The organism is Helicobacter labetoulli (assembly GCF_003670275.1).
Taxonomy (GTDB): domain Bacteria; phylum Campylobacterota; class Campylobacteria; order Campylobacterales; family Helicobacteraceae; genus Helicobacter_C; species Helicobacter_C labetoulli.
On record NZ_QXJF01000007.1, the window covers coordinates 56,355 to 75,206 of the forward strand.

Annotated in this window: 20 protein-coding genes and 5 tRNA genes; 14 read left to right on the plus strand and 11 right to left on the minus strand. The window is 38.7% G+C overall.

Features of this window, described 5'->3' with window-relative positions:
• Window positions 1-29: 29 nt before the first annotated feature.
• From EBF12_RS04545 to EBF12_RS04570, 6 genes are all read right to left on the minus strand, one after another.
• Window positions 30-1,346: a tetratricopeptide repeat protein gene (locus tag EBF12_RS04545; RefSeq protein WP_121726608.1), complete on the minus strand. Its 1,317-nt coding sequence runs from the start codon at window positions 1,344-1,346 to the stop codon at window positions 30-32.
• On the minus strand, window positions 1,343-1,735 hold the full coding sequence (locus EBF12_RS04550; RefSeq protein WP_121726669.1) for a YkgJ family cysteine cluster protein: 393 nt from the start codon (window positions 1,733-1,735) through the stop codon (window positions 1,343-1,345). The genes EBF12_RS04545 and EBF12_RS04550 overlap by 4 nt, the downstream gene beginning before the upstream one ends.
• The gene (locus tag EBF12_RS04555) at window positions 1,722-2,960 is read right to left on the minus strand and encodes a hypothetical protein (protein WP_121726609.1); all 1,239 of its coding nucleotides are present in this window, start codon (window positions 2,958-2,960) and stop codon (window positions 1,722-1,724) included. The genes EBF12_RS04550 and EBF12_RS04555 overlap by 14 nt, the downstream gene beginning before the upstream one ends.
• Window positions 2,957-3,583 carry a uracil-DNA glycosylase family protein gene (locus EBF12_RS04560; RefSeq protein ID WP_121726610.1) on the minus strand — a complete coding sequence of 209 codons (627 nt, stop codon included), beginning with the start codon at window positions 3,581-3,583 and terminating at the stop codon, window positions 2,957-2,959. Before EBF12_RS04560 ends, EBF12_RS04555 begins: the two co-directional genes overlap by 4 nt.
• Before the next feature lie 5 nt (window positions 3,584-3,588).
• Window positions 3,589-4,344 carry an exodeoxyribonuclease III gene (locus tag EBF12_RS04565; protein WP_121726611.1) on the minus strand — a complete coding sequence of 252 codons (756 nt, stop codon included), beginning with the start codon at window positions 4,342-4,344 and terminating at the stop codon, window positions 3,589-3,591.
• A 40-nt stretch (window positions 4,345-4,384) separates the two neighbouring features.
• A tRNA-Glu gene (locus EBF12_RS04570) sits at window positions 4,385-4,461 on the minus strand.
• Window positions 4,462-4,541: 80 nt separating this feature from the next.
• Between EBF12_RS04570 and EBF12_RS04575 the strand changes: the two genes are divergently transcribed.
• Window positions 4,542-5,657 carry a CapA family protein gene (locus EBF12_RS04575; protein ID WP_121726612.1) on the plus strand — a complete coding sequence of 372 codons (1,116 nt, stop codon included), beginning with the start codon at window positions 4,542-4,544 and terminating at the stop codon, window positions 5,655-5,657.
• Window positions 5,658-5,696: 39 nt separating this feature from the next.
• Window positions 5,697-6,308 carry a LysE/ArgO family amino acid transporter gene (locus EBF12_RS04580; RefSeq protein WP_121726613.1) on the plus strand — a complete coding sequence of 204 codons (612 nt, stop codon included), beginning with the start codon at window positions 5,697-5,699 and terminating at the stop codon, window positions 6,306-6,308.
• Here the strand turns inward: EBF12_RS04580 and murG are convergent.
• On the minus strand, window positions 6,277-7,332 hold the full coding sequence (murG, locus tag EBF12_RS04585; RefSeq protein ID WP_121726614.1) for an undecaprenyldiphospho-muramoylpentapeptide beta-N-acetylglucosaminyltransferase: 1,056 nt from the start codon (window positions 7,330-7,332) through the stop codon (window positions 6,277-6,279). The genes EBF12_RS04580 and murG overlap by 32 nt on opposite strands.
• Window positions 7,333-7,475: 143 nt before the next feature.
• Here murG and gltX point away from each other — a divergent pair, with 143 nt between their 5' ends.
• The 3 genes from gltX to EBF12_RS04600 all read left to right on the plus strand — a co-directional run bounded on the left by gltX (window position 7,476) and on the right by EBF12_RS04600 (window position 10,109).
• Complete coding sequence (gene gltX / locus EBF12_RS04590; RefSeq protein WP_121726615.1) at window positions 7,476-8,864, plus strand: glutamate--tRNA ligase; 1,389 nt, start codon at window positions 7,476-7,478, stop codon at window positions 8,862-8,864.
• Between the two features lie 79 nt (window positions 8,865-8,943).
• Window positions 8,944-9,153, plus strand: coding sequence for a TOBE domain-containing protein (locus EBF12_RS04595; RefSeq protein WP_121726616.1), 210 nt, complete (start codon window positions 8,944-8,946; stop codon window positions 9,151-9,153).
• 2 nt (window positions 9,154-9,155) lie between these two features.
• Window positions 9,156-10,109, plus strand: a complete 954-nt coding sequence (locus EBF12_RS04600) for an ankyrin repeat domain-containing protein (RefSeq protein WP_121726617.1) — start codon at window positions 9,156-9,158, stop codon at window positions 10,107-10,109.
• 37 nt (window positions 10,110-10,146) lie between these two features.
• Here the strand turns inward: EBF12_RS04600 and EBF12_RS04605 are convergent, their stop codons facing one another.
• The 4 genes from EBF12_RS04605 to ppk2 all read right to left on the minus strand — a co-directional run bounded on the left by EBF12_RS04605 (window position 10,147) and on the right by ppk2 (window position 12,777).
• Window positions 10,147-10,494: a dihydroneopterin aldolase gene (locus EBF12_RS04605; RefSeq protein ID WP_121726618.1), complete on the minus strand. Its 348-nt coding sequence runs from the start codon at window positions 10,492-10,494 to the stop codon at window positions 10,147-10,149.
• Window positions 10,491-11,165: a glycerol-3-phosphate 1-O-acyltransferase PlsY gene (gene plsY, locus EBF12_RS04610; protein WP_121726619.1), complete on the minus strand. Its 675-nt coding sequence runs from the start codon at window positions 11,163-11,165 to the stop codon at window positions 10,491-10,493. Before plsY ends, EBF12_RS04605 begins: the two co-directional genes overlap by 4 nt.
• Window positions 11,166-11,195: 30 nt before the next feature.
• Window positions 11,196-11,525 carry a rhodanese-like domain-containing protein gene (locus tag EBF12_RS04615; protein ID WP_121726620.1) on the minus strand — a complete coding sequence of 110 codons (330 nt, stop codon included), beginning with the start codon at window positions 11,523-11,525 and terminating at the stop codon, window positions 11,196-11,198.
• A gap of 187 nt (window positions 11,526-11,712) precedes the next feature.
• Complete coding sequence (gene ppk2, locus EBF12_RS04620) at window positions 11,713-12,777, minus strand: polyphosphate kinase 2 (RefSeq protein ID WP_121726621.1); 1,065 nt, start codon at window positions 12,775-12,777, stop codon at window positions 11,713-11,715.
• A 98-nt stretch (window positions 12,778-12,875) separates the two neighbouring features.
• Here ppk2 and EBF12_RS04625 point away from each other — a divergent pair, with 98 nt between their 5' ends.
• From EBF12_RS04625 to EBF12_RS04665, 9 genes are all read left to right on the plus strand, one after another.
• Window positions 12,876-13,388, plus strand: a complete 513-nt coding sequence (locus EBF12_RS04625; RefSeq protein WP_121726622.1) for a CinA family protein — start codon at window positions 12,876-12,878, stop codon at window positions 13,386-13,388.
• Between the two features lie 81 nt (window positions 13,389-13,469).
• A tRNA-Lys gene (locus EBF12_RS04630) sits at window positions 13,470-13,545 on the plus strand.
• A 14-nt stretch (window positions 13,546-13,559) separates the two neighbouring features.
• Window positions 13,560-13,634 (plus strand) — tRNA-Glu (locus EBF12_RS04635).
• A 24-nt stretch (window positions 13,635-13,658) separates the two neighbouring features.
• Window positions 13,659-13,734, plus strand: a tRNA-Val gene (locus EBF12_RS04640).
• Between the two features lie 24 nt (window positions 13,735-13,758).
• Window positions 13,759-13,835, plus strand: a tRNA-Asp gene (locus tag EBF12_RS04645).
• A 427-nt stretch (window positions 13,836-14,262) separates the two neighbouring features.
• Window positions 14,263-15,063 carry an HrcA family transcriptional regulator gene (locus EBF12_RS04650; RefSeq protein WP_121726623.1) on the plus strand — a complete coding sequence of 267 codons (801 nt, stop codon included), beginning with the start codon at window positions 14,263-14,265 and terminating at the stop codon, window positions 15,061-15,063.
• Window positions 15,064-15,080: 17 nt separating this feature from the next.
• Complete coding sequence (gene grpE / locus EBF12_RS04655; protein WP_121726624.1) at window positions 15,081-15,650, plus strand: nucleotide exchange factor GrpE; 570 nt, start codon at window positions 15,081-15,083, stop codon at window positions 15,648-15,650.
• A gap of 15 nt (window positions 15,651-15,665) precedes the next feature.
• Window positions 15,666-17,543, plus strand: coding sequence for a molecular chaperone DnaK (gene dnaK, locus EBF12_RS04660; protein WP_121726625.1), 1,878 nt, complete (start codon window positions 15,666-15,668; stop codon window positions 17,541-17,543).
• An 86-nt stretch (window positions 17,544-17,629) separates the two neighbouring features.
• Complete coding sequence (locus EBF12_RS04665) at window positions 17,630-18,766, plus strand: asparaginase (protein WP_121726626.1); 1,137 nt, start codon at window positions 17,630-17,632, stop codon at window positions 18,764-18,766.
• Window positions 18,767-18,852: the final 86 nt, after the last annotated feature.

An 18,852-nucleotide genomic window follows, 5' to 3' on the forward strand; every position in this document is an offset into this window, starting at 1 on the left:
TTTCTGTCAATAATAATCCTAGTCTTTCTTCAGTATTCTAACCTTTTGTTGTCTTCTTGAAAGCATTTATCAATAATCTTTTTGTGTTCTTGTAGCTCTTTTTCTTTTTTGATGTCTTCTTGTGGGATAAGTTTGAAAGTTTTTGCGGCATTTTCGCAGTCTTTGATTTTATAATATCCCCACGCTAGAGAATCTAAATACGCCGGATTGCGGGGGGAAATCTCAAGGGCTTTTTTGACATATTCTATGCCCTCTTGCACATCAATGTCATAATCAATCATCAAATAGCCCAAAAAATTAAACAAAAATCCTAGCTCGGCACTTTGTGAATTTTGCAAAGTAGTATCAATGCGTTCATCTTTTGGTATATCTTTGTTGGGTGTTTGCATAAGTTTTATGGCATTTTTGAGGTTTTGAGTGATATTTGCTATGGCATTTTTGTCTTTTTTGTTGCTAGATTCAAAAGTATAAATTTGCTCTAAGGCTAGAAAATAGGGGTTTTTATTCTCATCATACGCATATTTTGCTTGTTTTGCAGCGTTTGCATAATCTTGTTGAGCAATATAAAGCTCTAGGAGAATCTCCGGCTTAAATGGGAATTGTGAGGCAATTTGAGAGGCTTGTTTAAACTTCTTTTGATGAGCGTAAATAAGAATAAGATTCTGGGCATTTTCAATGGTAGGCTGGGCTTGAAATGACTTTTCAAAAATGTTTTCAATCTTGGGGAGTTGCGAAAATTTGCCATACACTTCAATGCTAAATTTACAAAAACTACCAAAGCAACCATAGGTTTCAATATGAGAATTAAGTAGCTTTAACGCCTTCTCTTTTTGGGATTGGCTTAAATACACAGCGACAATTTTTTGCAATACATCTTGTGATTGACTTGTTTTATATGCAGATTCAAAGTGGATAAGGGCATTGTTAAAATCCCCAAGTGTCGCATAAAGTGAGCCTAAAATATCATTAAGCAGGGCAGAATCTTCACTCTTAGCAATAATTTTTGCTTCCTGCAATGCCTCTTGTGTCAGTCCCAATTTGAGATAAGAATCTAAAAATATCTTATGTATGACAAGATCTTTTTGCCCACCTTTTGCAATATATTCATTAGCAAAATCAAGCGTGGCATTGGGATTATTGAGCGTTGAAGAGAGGATTATGGCTTCTTTAAAATACTCTAGCTTTTTGGTTTCCTCATATAGCACAAGATACAAATCCCTTGCTTTATCAAATTGATTTTGTGCTTCGTATTCAATGGCTTCAAAGATGTAGCTATCCTCATCAAATGCCCCATAGCACGAGCCTAGAATCATAAGACATAGAGTTAAAACACGCAAAATATTCATACACTTTCCTTTAGCTTGATACCCTTGCACTCATTGCATAGGGTCTGTAAGTTATTCTTATCAAAATTCTTATGTGCCTCCCAAAATGGATAAGTGCGACATTGCTTTGGACGATGGGCATAAATACTGCATTGCTTAGAATCTGTGTCAAAAAACACACACGCCAATGCGTTTTGATAGGGTTTTTCAATAAATGAGAATCTATATCCAACTTTCCTTACATAGCTTTTTGTAAAAGATTCAAATTCTAGTGCGAGAAAAGAGGCAATTTCTTGCATTTCTTTAATATCTACAAACACATAGCCCGAATCCCCCACACAGCACTTGCCTCCACAGCTTTCACAAGCGGAGTTTTCAAAGCTAAAGGGATAATCTTTATCGGTATTCATAGAAGCTTTTTGCATCGCTTTTGTAGATTCTATTAATGTATTCAACCTGCCCATCTTTCACGCATTCATTAAAAAAGCGTTTGCCTTGGTTGATTTGAGCGAGTATGAGCTGCTCCACACCCACAGCAGTGGCATAATTTACCCAATCATAGCGTAAATCACCACCTAAAAGCGAAGTGTATTCTATAAGTTTTGGATTTTGATTATTAATCACATTAGCGATAAAGAGATTCTTGCGATCTTCTTTTTGGATAAGCAATAGAATCTGTGGGTGGAAGTTTGTTTGGACGGAGAGAAATTTATCAGGCTTATTTTTGGCAAGCCCAAGTTGCGAGGCTACAAGTCCCGTTCTTGCTGGAGGGGTATTGAAAAATACTATATTATTGGCAATTAAACGATCGTGTTTGCTTAACTTTTGCATAAAAGTTTTAGCAGATTCTGAATCTATTTCTTCTTCAAAGACAACACGGCTGCTCTTGCTTTTTAAGATTTCACCAAGCGTTTTGCCAATAAGGCTTTTGTCATTATAGGCAATAATGTTTTTATGCCCAGCAAGAGAGAGCAAAAGCTCAATTTGTGTCTCATAATCAATCCCACCAAAAATAAGATTTTTAGGCACGGAGCTTATTTGAATCTGTTTTTTGTTAATTGTGGGGATATAGGTGGGCAAACTTATATCAAGTGTGGCAAACTCTTGCGCTCCTTTTGGTGTGAGAATGGCAATGACAAAATCATAATTTTCTTTTGCGATGTTTTTGTAAGTGCTGTTAAGATTTGATCTGCTTTCATCGCCGCTATCAAAAATCTCAAACACAAAGTCATTGCCCCGCGTCATAAGGTAGGCTAAAATAGTATCAATGCTACTTGCAGAATAGCGTCCAATGATTTTTTTAGGCATTAGGAGGGCAAGTTTAATTTTTCCGCTTCCTTGCAGGGTCGGTGGCAACATTTGATCAGCAATACCCAAATCCCCAAGCACAAAGGAGAGTTTAGAGCGAAGCTCGGTATTATCTATACTAGGATCAAAAGATGCGACAAATGAGAAAAACTCGCCCTTAGCAAAATAATTCAACAAGCAAGAAGTGCTACATTTTTCTGTGCTTATGTTTAGAATCTCCTGCTGTGGCAAGGGCAGGGGCGAGATAATATAGCTTTTAGCAAATGAGCTTATGCTAAGTAGGGTGCAAAAACACAAAGCAATGATAGATTTTATAGAAGTATTCATAATTGTCCTTTCGCGATTAGAAAATCATTGTGGGCTTGTGTTTTAAGGGAAGGATTCCGCACAAGCTCATTTAGTGCATAGGTAATTAAAAATTTTTTGTTATTGTGCCATAAGATTCTACTATGTTCCAAACGATTGCCCAAAATATACTCACTCACCACATCGCCTAAAAGCACACAAACTTTAGGAGCTAGATTCTGCAGCTGTGTGAGCGCATAGTCCTTGCAGCTAAGAATTTCACTTCTTTCAAAATGGGGGTTGAGCGGATCGCATTTAATGAGTGAAAGAATAGAGACTTGTGAAAGGGGGAGCTTAAAGATATTTGTAATGATATTTTGCAACATTATTGCACTTTTATTTTGCACAAATGCTTGAGTGTCGCTCACAAGTGGAATCTCGCTTATAAAACAAATGCTTGCTTGAGGGTTGATAAGCCCGATACTTGGCTCTTTGCAATGCTTGATTCTATTACAAAGGGAGCAGTTTTTGATAAGAGCATCTGTATTGTGCGTGGGAAGTGCATTTGGCTGTGGGCGAAAAAGTGTATTTGTGTATCTTTCTCCACAAGCTTGGCGTTTGTAGAGTTGCTTTAACTGAAGGAGTTTTAGAATTTGTGCTTTCATAGCGTTTATATATCCATATTTAAGCCAACAGGGCAGTGATCACTCCCAAAAATATGTGGATAAATCGTGGCATCTTTGAGATAAGACTGTAAAGAAGCAGAACATAAAAAGTAGTCAATACGCCAACCGGTATTATTTTCCCTTGCTTTTCCCATATAGCTCCACCAGCTATATGCTCCCTCAAGCGTGGGATAAAAATGGCGAAAAGTATCAATAAATCCAGATTCTAAAAGCTCACTCATTTTACCTCGCTCTTCATCAGTAAATCCGGCATTTCTACGATTTGTCTTTGGGTTTTTTAAATCAATTTCTTTGTGGGCGACATTAAGATCTCCACAAATCACCACGGGCTTATGTTTCTCAAGATTCTTCACAAATGCCCTAAAGTCATCTTCCCACTCCATACGATATTCTAATCGCTCTAGCTCACGCTTGGCATTTGGCGTATAGACATTTACAAGATAGAATCGCTCATATTCTGCGGTAATGATTCTGCCCTCTTTATCGTGATGGCTAATCCCCATATCATAGCTCACTTGTAAAGGTAGAATCTTACTTAGCACCACAACACCAGAATACCCCTTTTTCTCCGCACTATTCCAATATTCACTATACCCTTCAAAGCTAAAATCACCCTGCTCTTTTTGCATTTTAGATTCTTGAATACAAAAAATATCCGCATTCACTTCATTAAAAAAATCCATAAAGCCTTTATTCATACACGCACGCAGTCCATTGACATTCCACGAGATAAGTTCCATTATAGTCCTTGTTATAAGATAATATGTAGATTCTAATTGATGGCGACCCTTGAAAGATTTGAACTTCCGTTGCCACCGAGAAAGGGTGGTATCCTTGGCCAGCTAGATGAAAGGGTCAGCGGAAGTATAGCAAACTTTATTTAAGATTTTGCTACAATGCGCGGCTTGAAATCAATGCAAAAAGTGAAAGGATAACAATGTTTTCTACAAGATTTTTAGTATTTCAAGTGGCTTTTACCGCGTCTCTCGTGGCATTTTTGAGTGGGTGTTTTGGCACGCAAGCAGAGCCAAATCAAGCCCAAAGCCCTTATGTAAAGGAAAGTAAAAAAAGTGAGATTATCACGCTAAGCTTTGTTGGCGATAATGTGCTTGGGGATTATTATGGGAGCAATGGCGAGACATTTAATTGGCGTTTTGCACAACAAAAGGGGGATTATAGCTATTTTTTTGCTAAGGTAAAAGAGGTTTTAGGAAATGATGATATGAGTTTAGGCAATCTTGAAGGACCTCTTACAACACACAACAATGATAGATTGGTAAAACCATTTGCCTTTAAGGGCGACCCAAGCTATGTGAAAATATTACAAGAAGGAAGCATTGAAGCGGTAAATATTGCTAATAATCACACACGCGATTATGGTGTGAAAGGATTCCAAGATACACAAAAACATCTTAAAAATGCAGGGATTTATTATAGCGGGGAAGGGGTGCTGAGTATTTATGAAATTAAGGGTAAAAAAATCGGTATGGCAGGACATAGAGGGTGGAATCTCGCTATCAAGCCTCAAGTCAAAGCTGAAATTGCAAAATTGCGTGAGATGGGTGCGGATATTGTGATTTTTACATTCCATTGGGGTGAAGAAAGGGAGCATTATCCTAATAAGATTCAAAAAGAAATAGGTAGATTTGCTATTGATAGCGGTGCGGATTTAGTCATTGGGCATCACCCGCACGTGCTTCAAGGTATAGAGGAGTATAAAGGCAAAAAGATTGTGTATAGTCTAGGGAATTTTGTCTATGGCGGGGCAAAAAATCCCGGCGATAAAGATAGTGTGATTTATCAGGTGCGTTTTGCTTTTGGTGAATCTAGAGCAGATTTAAAAAATATGGCGGGGGAGTATATTTATATTGATAATAAGAGGCTTAAAAAAGTAGCAGATTTAGAGCAATGGAGCGAACTGCACAGCTTTGTGCCGGTTTTGATTAGCGGGGTGAAGACTTATAACAATTATCAGCCTATTCTCGCTCAAGGTAGCGATAAAGAGCGTATTATCCAAAGAATGACAACCTACTCTACGCCTCTAAATAAGTAGTGGGGAGAGAAAATACTAGATAAATCTCAAGGAATAATAATGCAAGAGTATTTACAAGGGCTTTTTGTCGCTTTTGGGTTGATTAGTGCTATTGGGGCGCAAAATGCCTTTGTGATTAAATGTGCCATTCAAAAGCAGCATACTTTTTTGGTATGTGCTGTATGTGTGGGCTGTGATGTGGTATTTATGAGTATTGGTGTGCTAGGCTTTGGCTCTTGGCTCTCTCAATTTGATCTCTTAAGCAAGATTTTGGCTTTGTGCGGAGCTGTATTTTTATGCTACTACGGCTTTTTATCGCTTAAATCCGCTCTGTATCCACAAGCACGGCTAGATTCTATACAGGAGAAGATACGCATTCCGCACAAGGCTATTTTGCTTCAAACCCTTGCTATCACGCTTTTAAATCCCCATATGTATTTGGATACGATTGTTTTGCTTGGTAGCGTTGGTGTGAGTGTAGAATCTCAATTACATTTTTTGTTAGGCTGTATCAGTGCCTCTGCGGCGTGGTTTGCCCTGCTTGGCTTTGGGGCAAATGCTCTATCATCTTATTTTACTTCGCCAAAAGCCTTTGTTTGGCTTGATGTATGCGTGGGCTGTGTGATGTTTGGTATAGCTCTTAGCCTTGTGGTATGGGTGTTAAAGAATTGATATGAGTGAGAATCTCCCTTGCACCATTTGGCTTAATCTTTGCCATAACTTGACTTGATTTTTGTTCCAAACTTTCGCCCTGCAAGGATTCTATAAATTCTAGCACACCTTGCACCTTAAGCTCACTTTCTCTTATTACCAAGCCTAGTCCCTCATCAGCAAAGCTTTTTGCATTAAAATATTGATGGTCTTTTGCCGCATAGGGATAAGGCACAAATATGCCAATAAGCCCATTTGCTGCCATTTCCCAAAGGCTTGAAGCACCTGAACGAGCAATGCATAAATCCGCTTTTTGCAGACGCATCACAAGATTTTTATCAAAAGCAAATAAATCAACTTTATTTAAGATTCCAAGATTCTCATATTCTTGCCTTATGCGTTCAAAATCACGCTCTCCGCACTGGTGAGCGACATTTATGCCTTTTTGTAAAAGCAAGGGAGTAAGCTTTAAGGCAAAGTCATTAATGCCCTTTGCTCCTTGAGAGCCGCCTAGAAAAAGGATATTTTTACACTCCTGCCTTATGCGAGAAGTGGTGAAAAACTCATCACGCACAGGATATGAAGTGTGAATAAAGTTTTTAGAATTTGAGCTAAAACTACCAAAAACTGCCTTGGCAAAGGGAGTGAGAATCTCATTAAGTTTGCCTTTGATGGCATTTTGTTCGTGGATAAAAAGGGGGATTCTAGCCATAATCGCACCCATACTCGCCCCACCTGCACTGAATCCACCAACACTTATTATATGTGTAACTTTATGGGCTTTTAGAATCTTCCTAGCTTCCAAAGTGGCTTGAAGCTGCTTAAAAATGGATTTGAGCTTATGCAAGCCGCTTTTATTGACCACACCACTAGATTCTAAAAAATAACATTGTGTGAAAAGCTCACTATGTTCAAACCACGCTTTATCTTGCCCTAAGGTTGAGCCTATATAGATGGCTTTAAGATTTTGAGATTGTAGTTCTTGTGCTAATGCTTTGGCAATGGCTAGATGTCCGCCTGTTCCGCCACCTGTGATTGCAAACATATTCTTCCTTTTTGTGGGATTAGATTCTAAGATTTAAGAGGCAAAAATGTCAGCTAAAAAGTTAATATTGTAGTGAAAAATATCAAATAAGGCATTAAGTTAAATTGCTATACAATCCCAAAATTTTATTTTAAAGGTGAATAATGGAAAAGATTGTTACGCGTTTTGCACCTTCGCCTACGGGCTATTTACATATTGGTGGGCTACGCACAGCATTGTTTAATTATCTGTATGCAAGGGCAAATGGTGGAGAGTTTTTACTCCGTATTGAAGATACGGACTTGGCGAGAAACTCCCTTGATGCGACAAAGGCGATTATTGAGGCATTTGAGTGGGTGGGATTAGAGTATGATGGCGAGGTGGTGTATCAAAGCAAACGATTTGACATATATAAGGAATATATTCAAAAGCTTTTAGATGAAGGGAAGGCGTATTATTGCTATATGAGTAAAGAAGAGCTAGATTCACTTCGGGCAGAGCAGGAGAAAAATAAGCAAACGCCTAGATATGATAATCGCTATCGTGATTTTACAGGCACACCACCAGAGGGCGTAAAGCCTGTGGTGAGAATCAAAGCTCCACTTGAAGGCTATGTGAAGTTTAAAGATGGTGTGAAAGGTGAGATTAACATTCAGGCAAAAGAGCTTGATGATTTTATCATAGCACGGAGTGATGGCACACCCACTTATAACTTTGTTGTAGCTGTTGATGATGCACTTATGGGGGTAAGCGATGTGATACGCGGCGATGATCATTTAAGCAATACGCCTAAGCAGATTATCGTGTATGAGGCATTGGGCTTTAAAACACCTAGATTCTATCATGTGCCGATGATTTTAAACCCACAAGGTAGAAAGCTAAGCAAACGAGATGGGGCAATGGGCGTAATGGACTATAAGCAAATGGGCTATTTGCCTGAAGCCATTTTAAACTTTCTTGTGCGGCTTGGCTGGAGCTATGAAGATAAAGAGATATTCTCAATCCAAGAAATGCTAGAATTTTTTAATCCAAATGATTTAAATAGCTCGCCTAGTGCGTATAATGAGACAAAATTTTTATGGCTCAATCAGCACTATATAAAGCAAACTCCAAATGGAGAGCTTGAATCTTTGCTACAAAACTTTGGCGTTACAAGTCTTGAATCTTGCAAACGCGATGTGCTTTATGCGGCATTAAAAGATCGTTGCAATACGCTAATAAGCTTTGCTCAAGGTTTTGATGAGGTGATGAATGCTCCTAGTGCGTATGATGAGAAAATGTATTCTAAACTTGATAGAGCAGCTATTGCAAGTTTAGGGGCATTGTGTGATGAGCTTAGTTTGGCAAAATGGGAGACTAGGAATCTTGATGAGCTACTTCATAGTTTTGCGAAAAAAAATGAGCTTAAAATAGGCAAGTTTATGCCTACTTTGCGTTGTGCCTTGCTGGGTAAAAGTGGCGGGATTGGTGTATGTGAGGCATTGTTTGTTTTGGGTGTAGAGCAGAGCATTGTGCGGATTAGAGCGTTTATGGCATTTGTCAAAGCAGAATAATGCGTGGTTTGACACATTGACACAAAAGTTAGATAATTGCGAGTTTTGCCTAAACAAGTTATAAAATAAGGAGAATACAATGAAAATCAGTGCGAGAAATCAGCTTAAGGGGAAGATTGTTGCTATTCAAAAGGGCAGTGTGAATGCGATTGTAGAGATTGATATAGGTGGGGGCAATGTCATATCTTCTACTATTTCTTTAGAATCTTTAAAGACATTGCAGCTTGAAGTAGGCAAAGAGGCGTATGCGATTATCAAGGCTACTTCGGTTATGGTGGGTGTAGAATAAAAATGTTTCATAGATGCATTCTCATAAGTTTATGTGCTGTGGAGTTTGCATTTGGCGGGTGGTTTGTAGATTCTTGGAGTGTGGAAAATCCACCTACACTTGAGCAAAGTTTGAATGCTTTGTTAGAAGTGGATTGCAAAAAAGTAGAATCTCTTAAAGGCATAACGCCAAAGTCTCGCTATAAAGGCAAAGAAGCCATTAGACAATGTGAGATTGAGCAGAAATTTCTTAAAGCAATTATTGAAGATGATGTGCAAACTTATCAGGAAATGATGAAAAAAGAGCAGTGGAGTAGATATTTTTTATTTTACACAACACAAGCCCCAAGGCTTGAAATCACACCGCTTATGGTGTCAATCGTGTTTGATTCATACAATGTCTTTGAGCTTATTTTGGCAGAATCTAGCAGGGTTGATTTGCTCACACAAGACAAGCCAAGATTCAATATCAATCGTATGATGGCAGATGATTACTCTTCACTTGGGGCATTTCAGCTCCAAGATAGAATCTTTGATGTCAATGGTGTCTCCGCACTAGATTTGGCTGCAATGTATCATCGTTATGGTATGTTTTGGGAGATTCTAAAAAAAGGCGCAGATTATAATAATCGCAAATACCCAAATAGCAATGGCATTGTAACTTTTGGGGATTCTCATATTTTGGAGCTTATGCTGTATTTTGATGAGGATTTTTTGCGTGATTTTGGTGGGGGGAATATGCTACATTTTGTCGCGCGTGATGGCAATATGGAATTGTTAGAGTATCTTATTAAAGACAAGCATATTCCTATTGATTCCCTTAAGGCGGGTGAAACGCCTCTTGATGCGGCACTTAATGCTAAAAATTTTCAAAAAAAACCGCAAGTTGAGATTGCAAAAAAGCTGATAGAATTAGGTGCAAAGCCAAGTGAGGCTAATGAGAGACGACTAAAAAAGCTTTTGGAAAAAGAGCAGTGAAGAGGCTTTTATTTGTTTGACAAGCTGATTAAAGATTCTAGGGTGTTTGTGTAAAGTCTTGCGTGAGACTTGCCCCAACAATACAAGATTCAAGAATGGTTGGTTTTTTAATGTGGAGCGTGAGCTTTTGAATCTTTGTGCTGTGATTTTTTAACATTTTGGCAATATCAAGTAGAGCTGTTTCCAAAAGCCCATAGGCATTATTTTGTAAAGAAGAAGTGATGAGATTGCAAATCTCCACATAATCCAAAAACGCATCTGTGTAGGTGTAAGTAATCTCCGCATTCACTTCAACAGCTTGTGGAGCGCAACGCTCTTTTTCTAAGATTCCAATAATAGTTTGAATACAGAGATTCTCAATGTGTAGGGTAATGCTCTTGCTCACAATACTTTGCTTTCCTTGCCACTAAAAAGTCGCTTAATATTAGGAATATGTGTATAAAGGATAAATAGCCCTATAAGCACCACAGGCGTGTGTGTGTCAATTTGTGCGACAATAGATATAGAATCTGGCAAAGGCACAATGTAGGGAATGATAAATGTAAGAATAATTCCGCTTAAAACACCAACAAGTGATGAAATAGAAGAGATTTTAAAGACCTTACCTACAATGCCCCACACAATTAAGCCACAAATCCCTTCCACAGGGATAAGAAGCAAAACAGAGCCAATGGCTGTGGCTACGCCCTTGCCGCCTTTAAATCCCAAATAAGGGCTATAACAATGCCCTAAAATTGCTAGTAATGCAATGAGCCATTGAGCTGAAAATCCTAGTCCAAGCATTTTGGCAAACGCCACGACAATAAGCCCCTTTGTCGCATCAAGGATAATGGTGAGAATGGAAAAAGTTTTTGCCCTGCGTTCATCAATCTCTTTTATAGCACGATACACATTTGTCGCACCAATACTGCCCGAACCCACCTGCCGAATATCCCTTTTGTAAAAAATCTTTACAAGTAGCCAACCAAAGGGGATTCCACCAAATAAGAATGCGATGATGTAAAATAACATATTAATATTTGAAAGCGTGTAAAGAAGCTCTGAAAGAAGATTCATTATATATCCTTTTTGTTTTTGATTATAGCATTATTTTGCGATAAGCTGGAGATTGGTGTTGGCAAGGGAGCTAAACTCATCATCGTAAAAATACACATTTTCTAGCCCCTCTTGCACAAGCTCTGTGCCTAAAATACTCGCCGTATGCCCAGAATAGCAAACAAGCACACATTTTTTATCTTGATTTTTTTTAATATGCGCATACACATCATAAGGGTTATTGAGCTGCATAGAATCTTTGATATGACAGAGTGCATAATCCTCAGGATAGCGAATATCAATAATACAAAAACTCTCATCTAAATCTTTGGCATATACAGGCGTGGCAAGACTTTTATTGTTTTTGCCTTTGAGTTCCATAATAGACTCCTTTTTTCAATTTTTGGCATTGTATCTTAAGTTGGTTAAAAACTTTCAAAAGGGGTAAGATTTAACAACTTGCAAGGTAAGTCTTTGAATAGGAGTAATATGAAAGTTTTAAGCAAAAGCCCACTTTTGGCTACTTAAAGCAGATTCTACATTTTTTTGCAGAATCTGCTTAACAATCTTATGATTTAGAGAGAAATGTCTCGCTTTGGTCTGCTTCTTTTGCCTTGCCTTGAGATTTTTCTTTTGTAGCTACTTTTGAATCTTTACTAGATTTTGGCTTGTCCATTTTGGATTCTGCTTTAGATTCTTGTTTTTTTGCAGCAGTTTTTTGAGCCTTTTTTTCCTTCTTTTCCGCTTCTTTGGCTTCTTTTAGCTCTTTGATTTGTTTTTGAATCTCTTTGGCAGGGTCGGTGTGTGGGGTTTGATATTGTGAGTATGTCCATACAATACTAGGATCTGGCAAAAGGCATACAGCAGTCTGATCCTTGCCCTCATAATCAATCTTGCTTAGAATATCACGAGCAATATTGAGCCTTGCACGCTTCTTATCGTTTGTATTGACAATCGTCCAAGGGCAAATGTGCGTGTGAGTGCGAGCAAACATTTTTTCAAATGCCTCTGTATATTGTTCCCACAAGTCAAGTGATTTACCATCAATAGGACTAAGCTTCCACATTCTTAACGGATCTGTCTTGCGGCGTAAGATTCTGCGTTTTTGCTCATCTCTACCTACATCAAGGAAGTATTTAAAAATCATCGTTCCGCTTGAGATAAGCATTTGCTCAAGGTTGGCAACCTGTATGATAAACTCTTTGTATTGCTCTTGATTGCAAAATTCCATAACCTTTTCAACACCTGCTCGGTTATACCAACTTCTATCGTAAAAAACGATCTCCCCACCGCTTGGCAATGTGCTGATGTATCGTTTAAAATACCATTCAGTTTTTTCTGTCTCGGTAGGTTTGTTTAGTGCTACCACACGGCAGCCACGAGGATTCATATGGCTTGTTAGAGCTTTGATTGTTCCACCTTTGCCTGCTGCATCGCGTCCTTCCATAATAATGATAACTTTTTGCTTTGTAGCTTTCACCCAATTTTGCAGTTTCAAAAGCTCAATTTGAAGCTTTGTAAGCTCCTCCTCATAAAAGCCTCCCTTCATACGCCCATTTTTTGCTTTATAAACCTCTTGGACTTCTCTCTCATTTTCTGGTCGAATAACGATTTGTCGCTCTTGCTTTGCCATATTGTCCTCCTCTCCTTGTAAAATTTAATGTAATATGATGTAATATTTTTTGATAAAAATCAAGTTGTGAGAATGAATTTGTTTCAAGGAGTTACAAAATGAAGCCAAAAAATACTTTAGATTCTGTAATGCTACATAGTAATTTAGCACAAAAAGCCTTTGCTTTGTTATCTAAACAGGGGCTTAAAGTAGGCATAGCTGAAAGCTGCACGGGTGGGTTATTAAGCTATCATTTCACCTCTCTTGCTGGAGCGTCTAATGTGCTTGATGGTGCGATGGTGAGCTATGCTAATGAGATAAAAGCATCTTGGCTTGGTGTAAATAAGAGCGATTTACAGAAATTTGGTGCTGTGAGTGAGCAGGTGGTTAGGGCGATGTGTGAGGGGGTGCTACGACAAACACAAGCCGATGTAGCATTAGCTACAAGTGGCATTGCAGGACCAAGTGGTGGAAGCAGCCAAAAGCCTGTGGGAAGTGTATTTATAGGTGTGCAGCCTAAAGGTGAAGCGGCAAGTGTTGTGTATTACCATTTTAGTGGCGATAGACTTTGTGTGCAGTCTCAAAGTTGTGCCAAAGCACTTGAGATGTTAATAACAGCATTAGACTCTTGACAAATTGAGTTAAACTCACTATAATTTCGCTCTTTTTGTGTCAAGGCTTTTAAAGTTGAGATACAAGTTTGAAGGGCAGATGACCCGTTAGCTCAGCTGGTAGAGCAATTCCCTTTTAAGGAATGGGCCGTTGGTTCGAATCCAACACGGGTCACCACCAAGGATAAAAGTGGCCCCTTCATCTAACGGTTAGGATACCACCCTTTCACGGTGGCTACAGGGGTTCGAATCCCCTAGGGGTCACCACTTTTATTTTTGTTTATCCCATTTGGTCGCTTAGCTCAGTTGGTAGAGCGCCACCCTTACAAGGTGGATGTCACAAGTTCGAGCCTTGTAGCGACCACCACTTTTTCGTTAAGCGAGATTCTTTGGAGCGGTAGTTCAGCTGGTTAGAATACCTGCCTGTCACGCAGGGGGTCGCGGGTTCGAGTCCCGTCCGCTCCGCCACTTTTCCTACTTCTTTCTAAATATAACTTCTACGGGTTGCTTTTTAAATATTGTTTTTTCTTCATTTGGTTGTAGATTCTATATTTTTGCATAGCTAAAATCTTAAAAAACTCATAACATATAGTGCTACTCATTGTATGTAATTGCTATACATAGCTATGCTTGGTTTGCAAAAAAAAAACTTGAGTATTAAATTATAATATGTAGAATATTTAAATAAAAAAGTTTATATAACTTTATACAAATACACTAAACTTTTATAATTTTTAGCAATATTTTTATTTATTTGCTAATTTATTTGCTTTTTTTGTATTATAATGTCACCTGTTTCATTAAGAAACCTGAAACAAACTTAGCAAACAATACAAGATATTGCAAGTTATAAGGCGAATGTGTCTATAAGATAGAAACAGAATGAGAGGGAGCAATGAGCAAGAAAGATTTACTGCTTTGCTGTGTTATCGTTGAGTATTTGCAGCATAAAGAGCCTATTGGCTCTGAATCGCTCAAAGCCCTAATGAATACAAAAATCTCATCTGCAACTATACGCAATTATTTTAAGACATTGAGTGATGAGGGGTTATTGTTTCAGCCACATATTAGTGGTGGGCGTATCCCTACTCTTAGTGCTTTGAAGGCTTATTGGTATAGACATATTGATGCAAAATCCACGCTAGAAGTGGATTCTATGGAGCATATTCAAAAGGCGTGTTTGGCTTGCGATATATTTTGTGTTTTAAGCGTAGAGCAAAGCAACAAGCTGTTATCTGTTACTCGTATAGATGAGAAGCTTTTGCTTGATTTTGAGCATATTGGCATTACTCTGCCCTTTAGCAGTGCTTTGGAGAGATTCCTAAGCGAGTTAAAAGGACTAGATGTTATAGATATGAGGAAAATTGCCTTTCAAGTTCGCGCTCAAGGCTTGCTTAATGCACTGCAATGTGTGCAAAGCCGCAATTTACGATTTTTTGGCGTTGGTGCATTGGCACAAGTTTGCAAGGACAATGATGGTAGATTCCATCATATCATTAGCGGAGAGATGTTTGATACGCTTGAGAATGGAATGTATTGTGAGGAGGTGTTGCCTAAAGGGCATTTGGCTATTATGCAGGAAATAAGGCTAAAGTCCTGCCTTGATAAAAAAGGAATGGATAAAAAAGCAAGAATGCTCTGTATTGGGGCGTTAGATAGAGACTTTACACATTTTTATTCGTGTATTCAATCTTAAAAAAAGGAGTGGTCTATATGGAAGAAAACAAACAAACCCAAGATTTTGAGGATTTGCAGAGTATAGATGAGAATCTAGAATCTGAAGATTCACAAAATCAAGCCCAAAATATGACAGAAAGCACTGAAGCCCAAGATAAGCAAAGCGAGGATTGGGAAAGCAAATACATAGAGCTAAAAGATCAATATGTAAGGGCTTTTGCAGATTTTGAAAATACTAAAAAGCGTTTAGAGCGAGACAAAAATCAAAGCTTAGAATATGCAAATGAGCGTGTAATGAATGATTTGCTTCCTGTGCTTGATACGCTTGAGAAAGCCTTAGAATCTGCACAGCAAAATCCACAAGCCTCAGCGATTGCACATGGGCTAGAGCTTACGCTTGAGAGTTTTATCAAGGTGCTAAATAAGCACGGCGTTGAGCTGATTAACACGGATGGGGAGTTTGATCCCAATTTGCACGAATGCTTAATGCAAGTGCCAAGTCAAGAAAAAAATGATGGCGAGATACTTCAAACTCTACAAAAAGGGTTTGTGTATAAGCAAAGAGTGCTACGACCATCTATGGTAAGCGTAGTGAAAAATAATTAATTAAAGGAGAAGACAATGGCAAAGGTAATAGGAATAGATTTAGGAACAACAAATTCAGCAATGGCGGTATATGAAGGTAATGAAGCAAAGATTATTGCCAACAAAGAGGGTAAAAACACCACCCCTTCAATCGTAGCTTTTACAGATAAGGGCGAGATTCTAGTGGGTGAGCCTGCAAAAAGACAAGCGGTAACTAACCCCAAAAAGACGATTTATTCTATCAAGCGGATTATGGGGCTTATGTTTAATGAAGACAAGGCAAAAGAGGCAGAAAAAAGATTGCCTTATAGTATTGTGGATAGGAATGGCGCGTGTGCAGTAGAGATAGCTGATAAGATTTACACGCCTCAAGAGATTTCAGCTAAGATTCTAATGAAGCTCAAAGAAGATGCAGAATCTTATTTGGGTGAAAGTGTTACAGAAGCAGTCATCACTGTTCCAGCGTATTTTAACGACTCTCAACGCAAGGCAACAAAAGAAGCAGGGACAATCGCAGGGCTTAATGTGCTAAGAATTATTAATGAGCCAACTTCTGCTGCCCTTGCTTATGGTTTGGATAAGAAAGAGGCTGAAAAGATTATGGTTTATGACTTAGGCGGTGGGACATTTGATGTAACAGTGCTAGAAACAGGTGATAATGTCGTAGAGGTTTTAGCCACAGGCGGAGATGCTTTCCTTGGCGGAGATGATTTTGATAATAGAATCATTGATTGGGCGGCTGAAGAGTTTAAAAGTGATGAGGGCATTGATCTTAAAAATGATGTTATGGCATTGCAACGACTAAAAGATGCTGCAGAGAATGCGAAAAAAGAGCTAAGCTCCGCTCAAGAAACAGAGATTAATCTCCCCTTTATCACCGCAGATGCGAGCGGTCCAAAGCACTTGGTTAAAAAAATCACTCGTGCGAAGTTTGAAAGCTTGATTGATGATTTGATTGAAGATACGATTAAAAAAATTGATTTTGTGATTAAAGATGCGGGATTATCACAGAGTGATATTAGCGAAGTTGTTATGGTAGGTGGCTCTACGCGGATTCCAAAAGTGCAAGAGCGAGTGAAAGAATTTATCGGTAAAGATTTAAATAAATCAGTCAATCCCGATGAGGTTGTTGCAGTAGGTGCGGCGATTCAAGGTGGGGTGCTGAAAGGTGATGTAAAAGATGTGCTTTTGCTTGATGTAACGCCTTTAAGCTTAGGTATTGAAACTGCTGGTGGAATCTCAACAAAAGTCGTGGAAAGGGGCGTTACAATCCCTACGAAAAAAACGCAAGTCTTTTCTACTTATGAAGATAATCAACCTGCTGTTAGCATTAATGTCTTACAGGGGGAAAGGGAGCTTGCAAGAGATAATAAATCTCTAGGGCGATTTGATTTAAGCGGCATTCCAGCAGCACCTCGCGGTGTGCCTCAAATTGAAGTTACATTTGATATTGACGCCAATGGAATCTTAACCGTTTCAGCAAAAGACAAAGCCACAGGAAAATCTCAGGAGATTAAAATCAGTGGCTCAAGTGGGCTTTCGGATTCAGAGATTGAAAAAATGGTCAAAGAAGCTGAACTTCACAAGGAAGAGGATAGCAAGAAAAAGGCGATTATTGAGCTAAGAAATAGTGCGGATTCATTGGTGTATCAAACTAAAAAGAGCCTTGAAGAGTTTAAAGATAAGATAGATTCTGCTGAAGTGGTTAAAATAGAATCCGCATTAAATGCTCTTGAAGAGACTTTGAAAAATGAAAACGCTTCAAAAGAGGAGCTTGAAGAAAAGATTAAGAATCTTACAGAAGCAAGTCATCAACTCGCCCAAGCTGCTTATGCTAAGGAGCAAGGCAATGCTCAAGCAGGTGGGGATTCAAAGAAAAAAGATGATGATGTCATTGATGCGGAAGTGGAATAAATTCTCAAAAATCCTTCAAAATCTCCCTTGACATACAATACTAAATCTCCTACAATAGAATTTTGTTTTAGCGTAGGAGACTTGGTATGGGCTATGTAACAAAAACTTTATGGAAACTTACTATTTGTGCTATGCTTGTGGCGACTTTGGGTTGCTCTGATTCTAAAGAGAAGCAACAAAAAGAGCAAAAGGAGCAAACTTTGCAAGATTCGCATAATACACGACATAATATAGCAAAGCCAAATATTGTTATTCTCGCCACAGGTGGAACAATCGCCGGAGCGGTGGATTCTTCATTGCAAACAACAGGCTACCAAGCAGGAGTGCTAAGTATAGAATCTTTGCTGCAGTCTGTGCCAGAGCTTGCGAGTATCGCACATTTAGAGAGTGAGCAGATTGCTAATATTGATAGTGCGGATATGAGCGATGAGGTGTGGCTTACACTTGCTAAACGCGTAAATACTTTACTTAAAAACTCCAAGGTTGATGGCGTGGTGATCACTCACGGCACGGATACAATGGAAGAGAGTGCGTTTTTCTTACATTTGGTAGCAAAGAGTGATAAGCCCATTGTGTTTGTGGGGGCTATGCGTCCAAGCACAGCCATTAGTGCTGATGGTCCTAAAAATCTCTATAATGCTATCTCTCTTGCAGCAAACCCAGAATCTAAGGGCAAGGGCGTTATGGTAATGATGAATGATAGGATTCAAAGTGCAAGATATGTGAGCAAAACCCACACGCTTAATGTCAATGCTTTTGCTTCTCCAAATACCGGTGATATGGGCTATATCCTTGATGGCAAGGCGTTTTTTTACACTACGCCAAGTAAGCCTCACACCCTGCAAAGTGAATTTGATATAGATAGCCTAGATTCTTTGCCTAAAGTTGATATTTTATACTCTTATGCTAATGATAATTCTCAAGTGGCAGCCCAAGCGTTGTTTAATCACGGCACAAAAGGGCTTGTTATTGCAGGAAGCGGAGCAGGGAGCATTCACAAAAATCATAAAGATATGCTTAAAAAGCTTATGCAAAATGGCTTAGTGGTGGTGCAAAGCTCAAGGGTGAATAATGGCTTAGTCATCGCAAATGAGGAGGATTCTAAGCTTGGGTTTATCAGTAGCTATGACCTAAATCCACAAAAAGCACGAGTGCTACTAATGTTAGCTTTAAGCAAAACAGATAATAATGAGCGGATTGCTAAGATTTTTGAATCTTATTAGGGTTGAAAAAGGTTTTGTTTAAATTCTTTTTTAAATTTTATGCTAGATTCCAAGAGCGGTAGGCGTAATTCAGCAAAGGAGCAGTG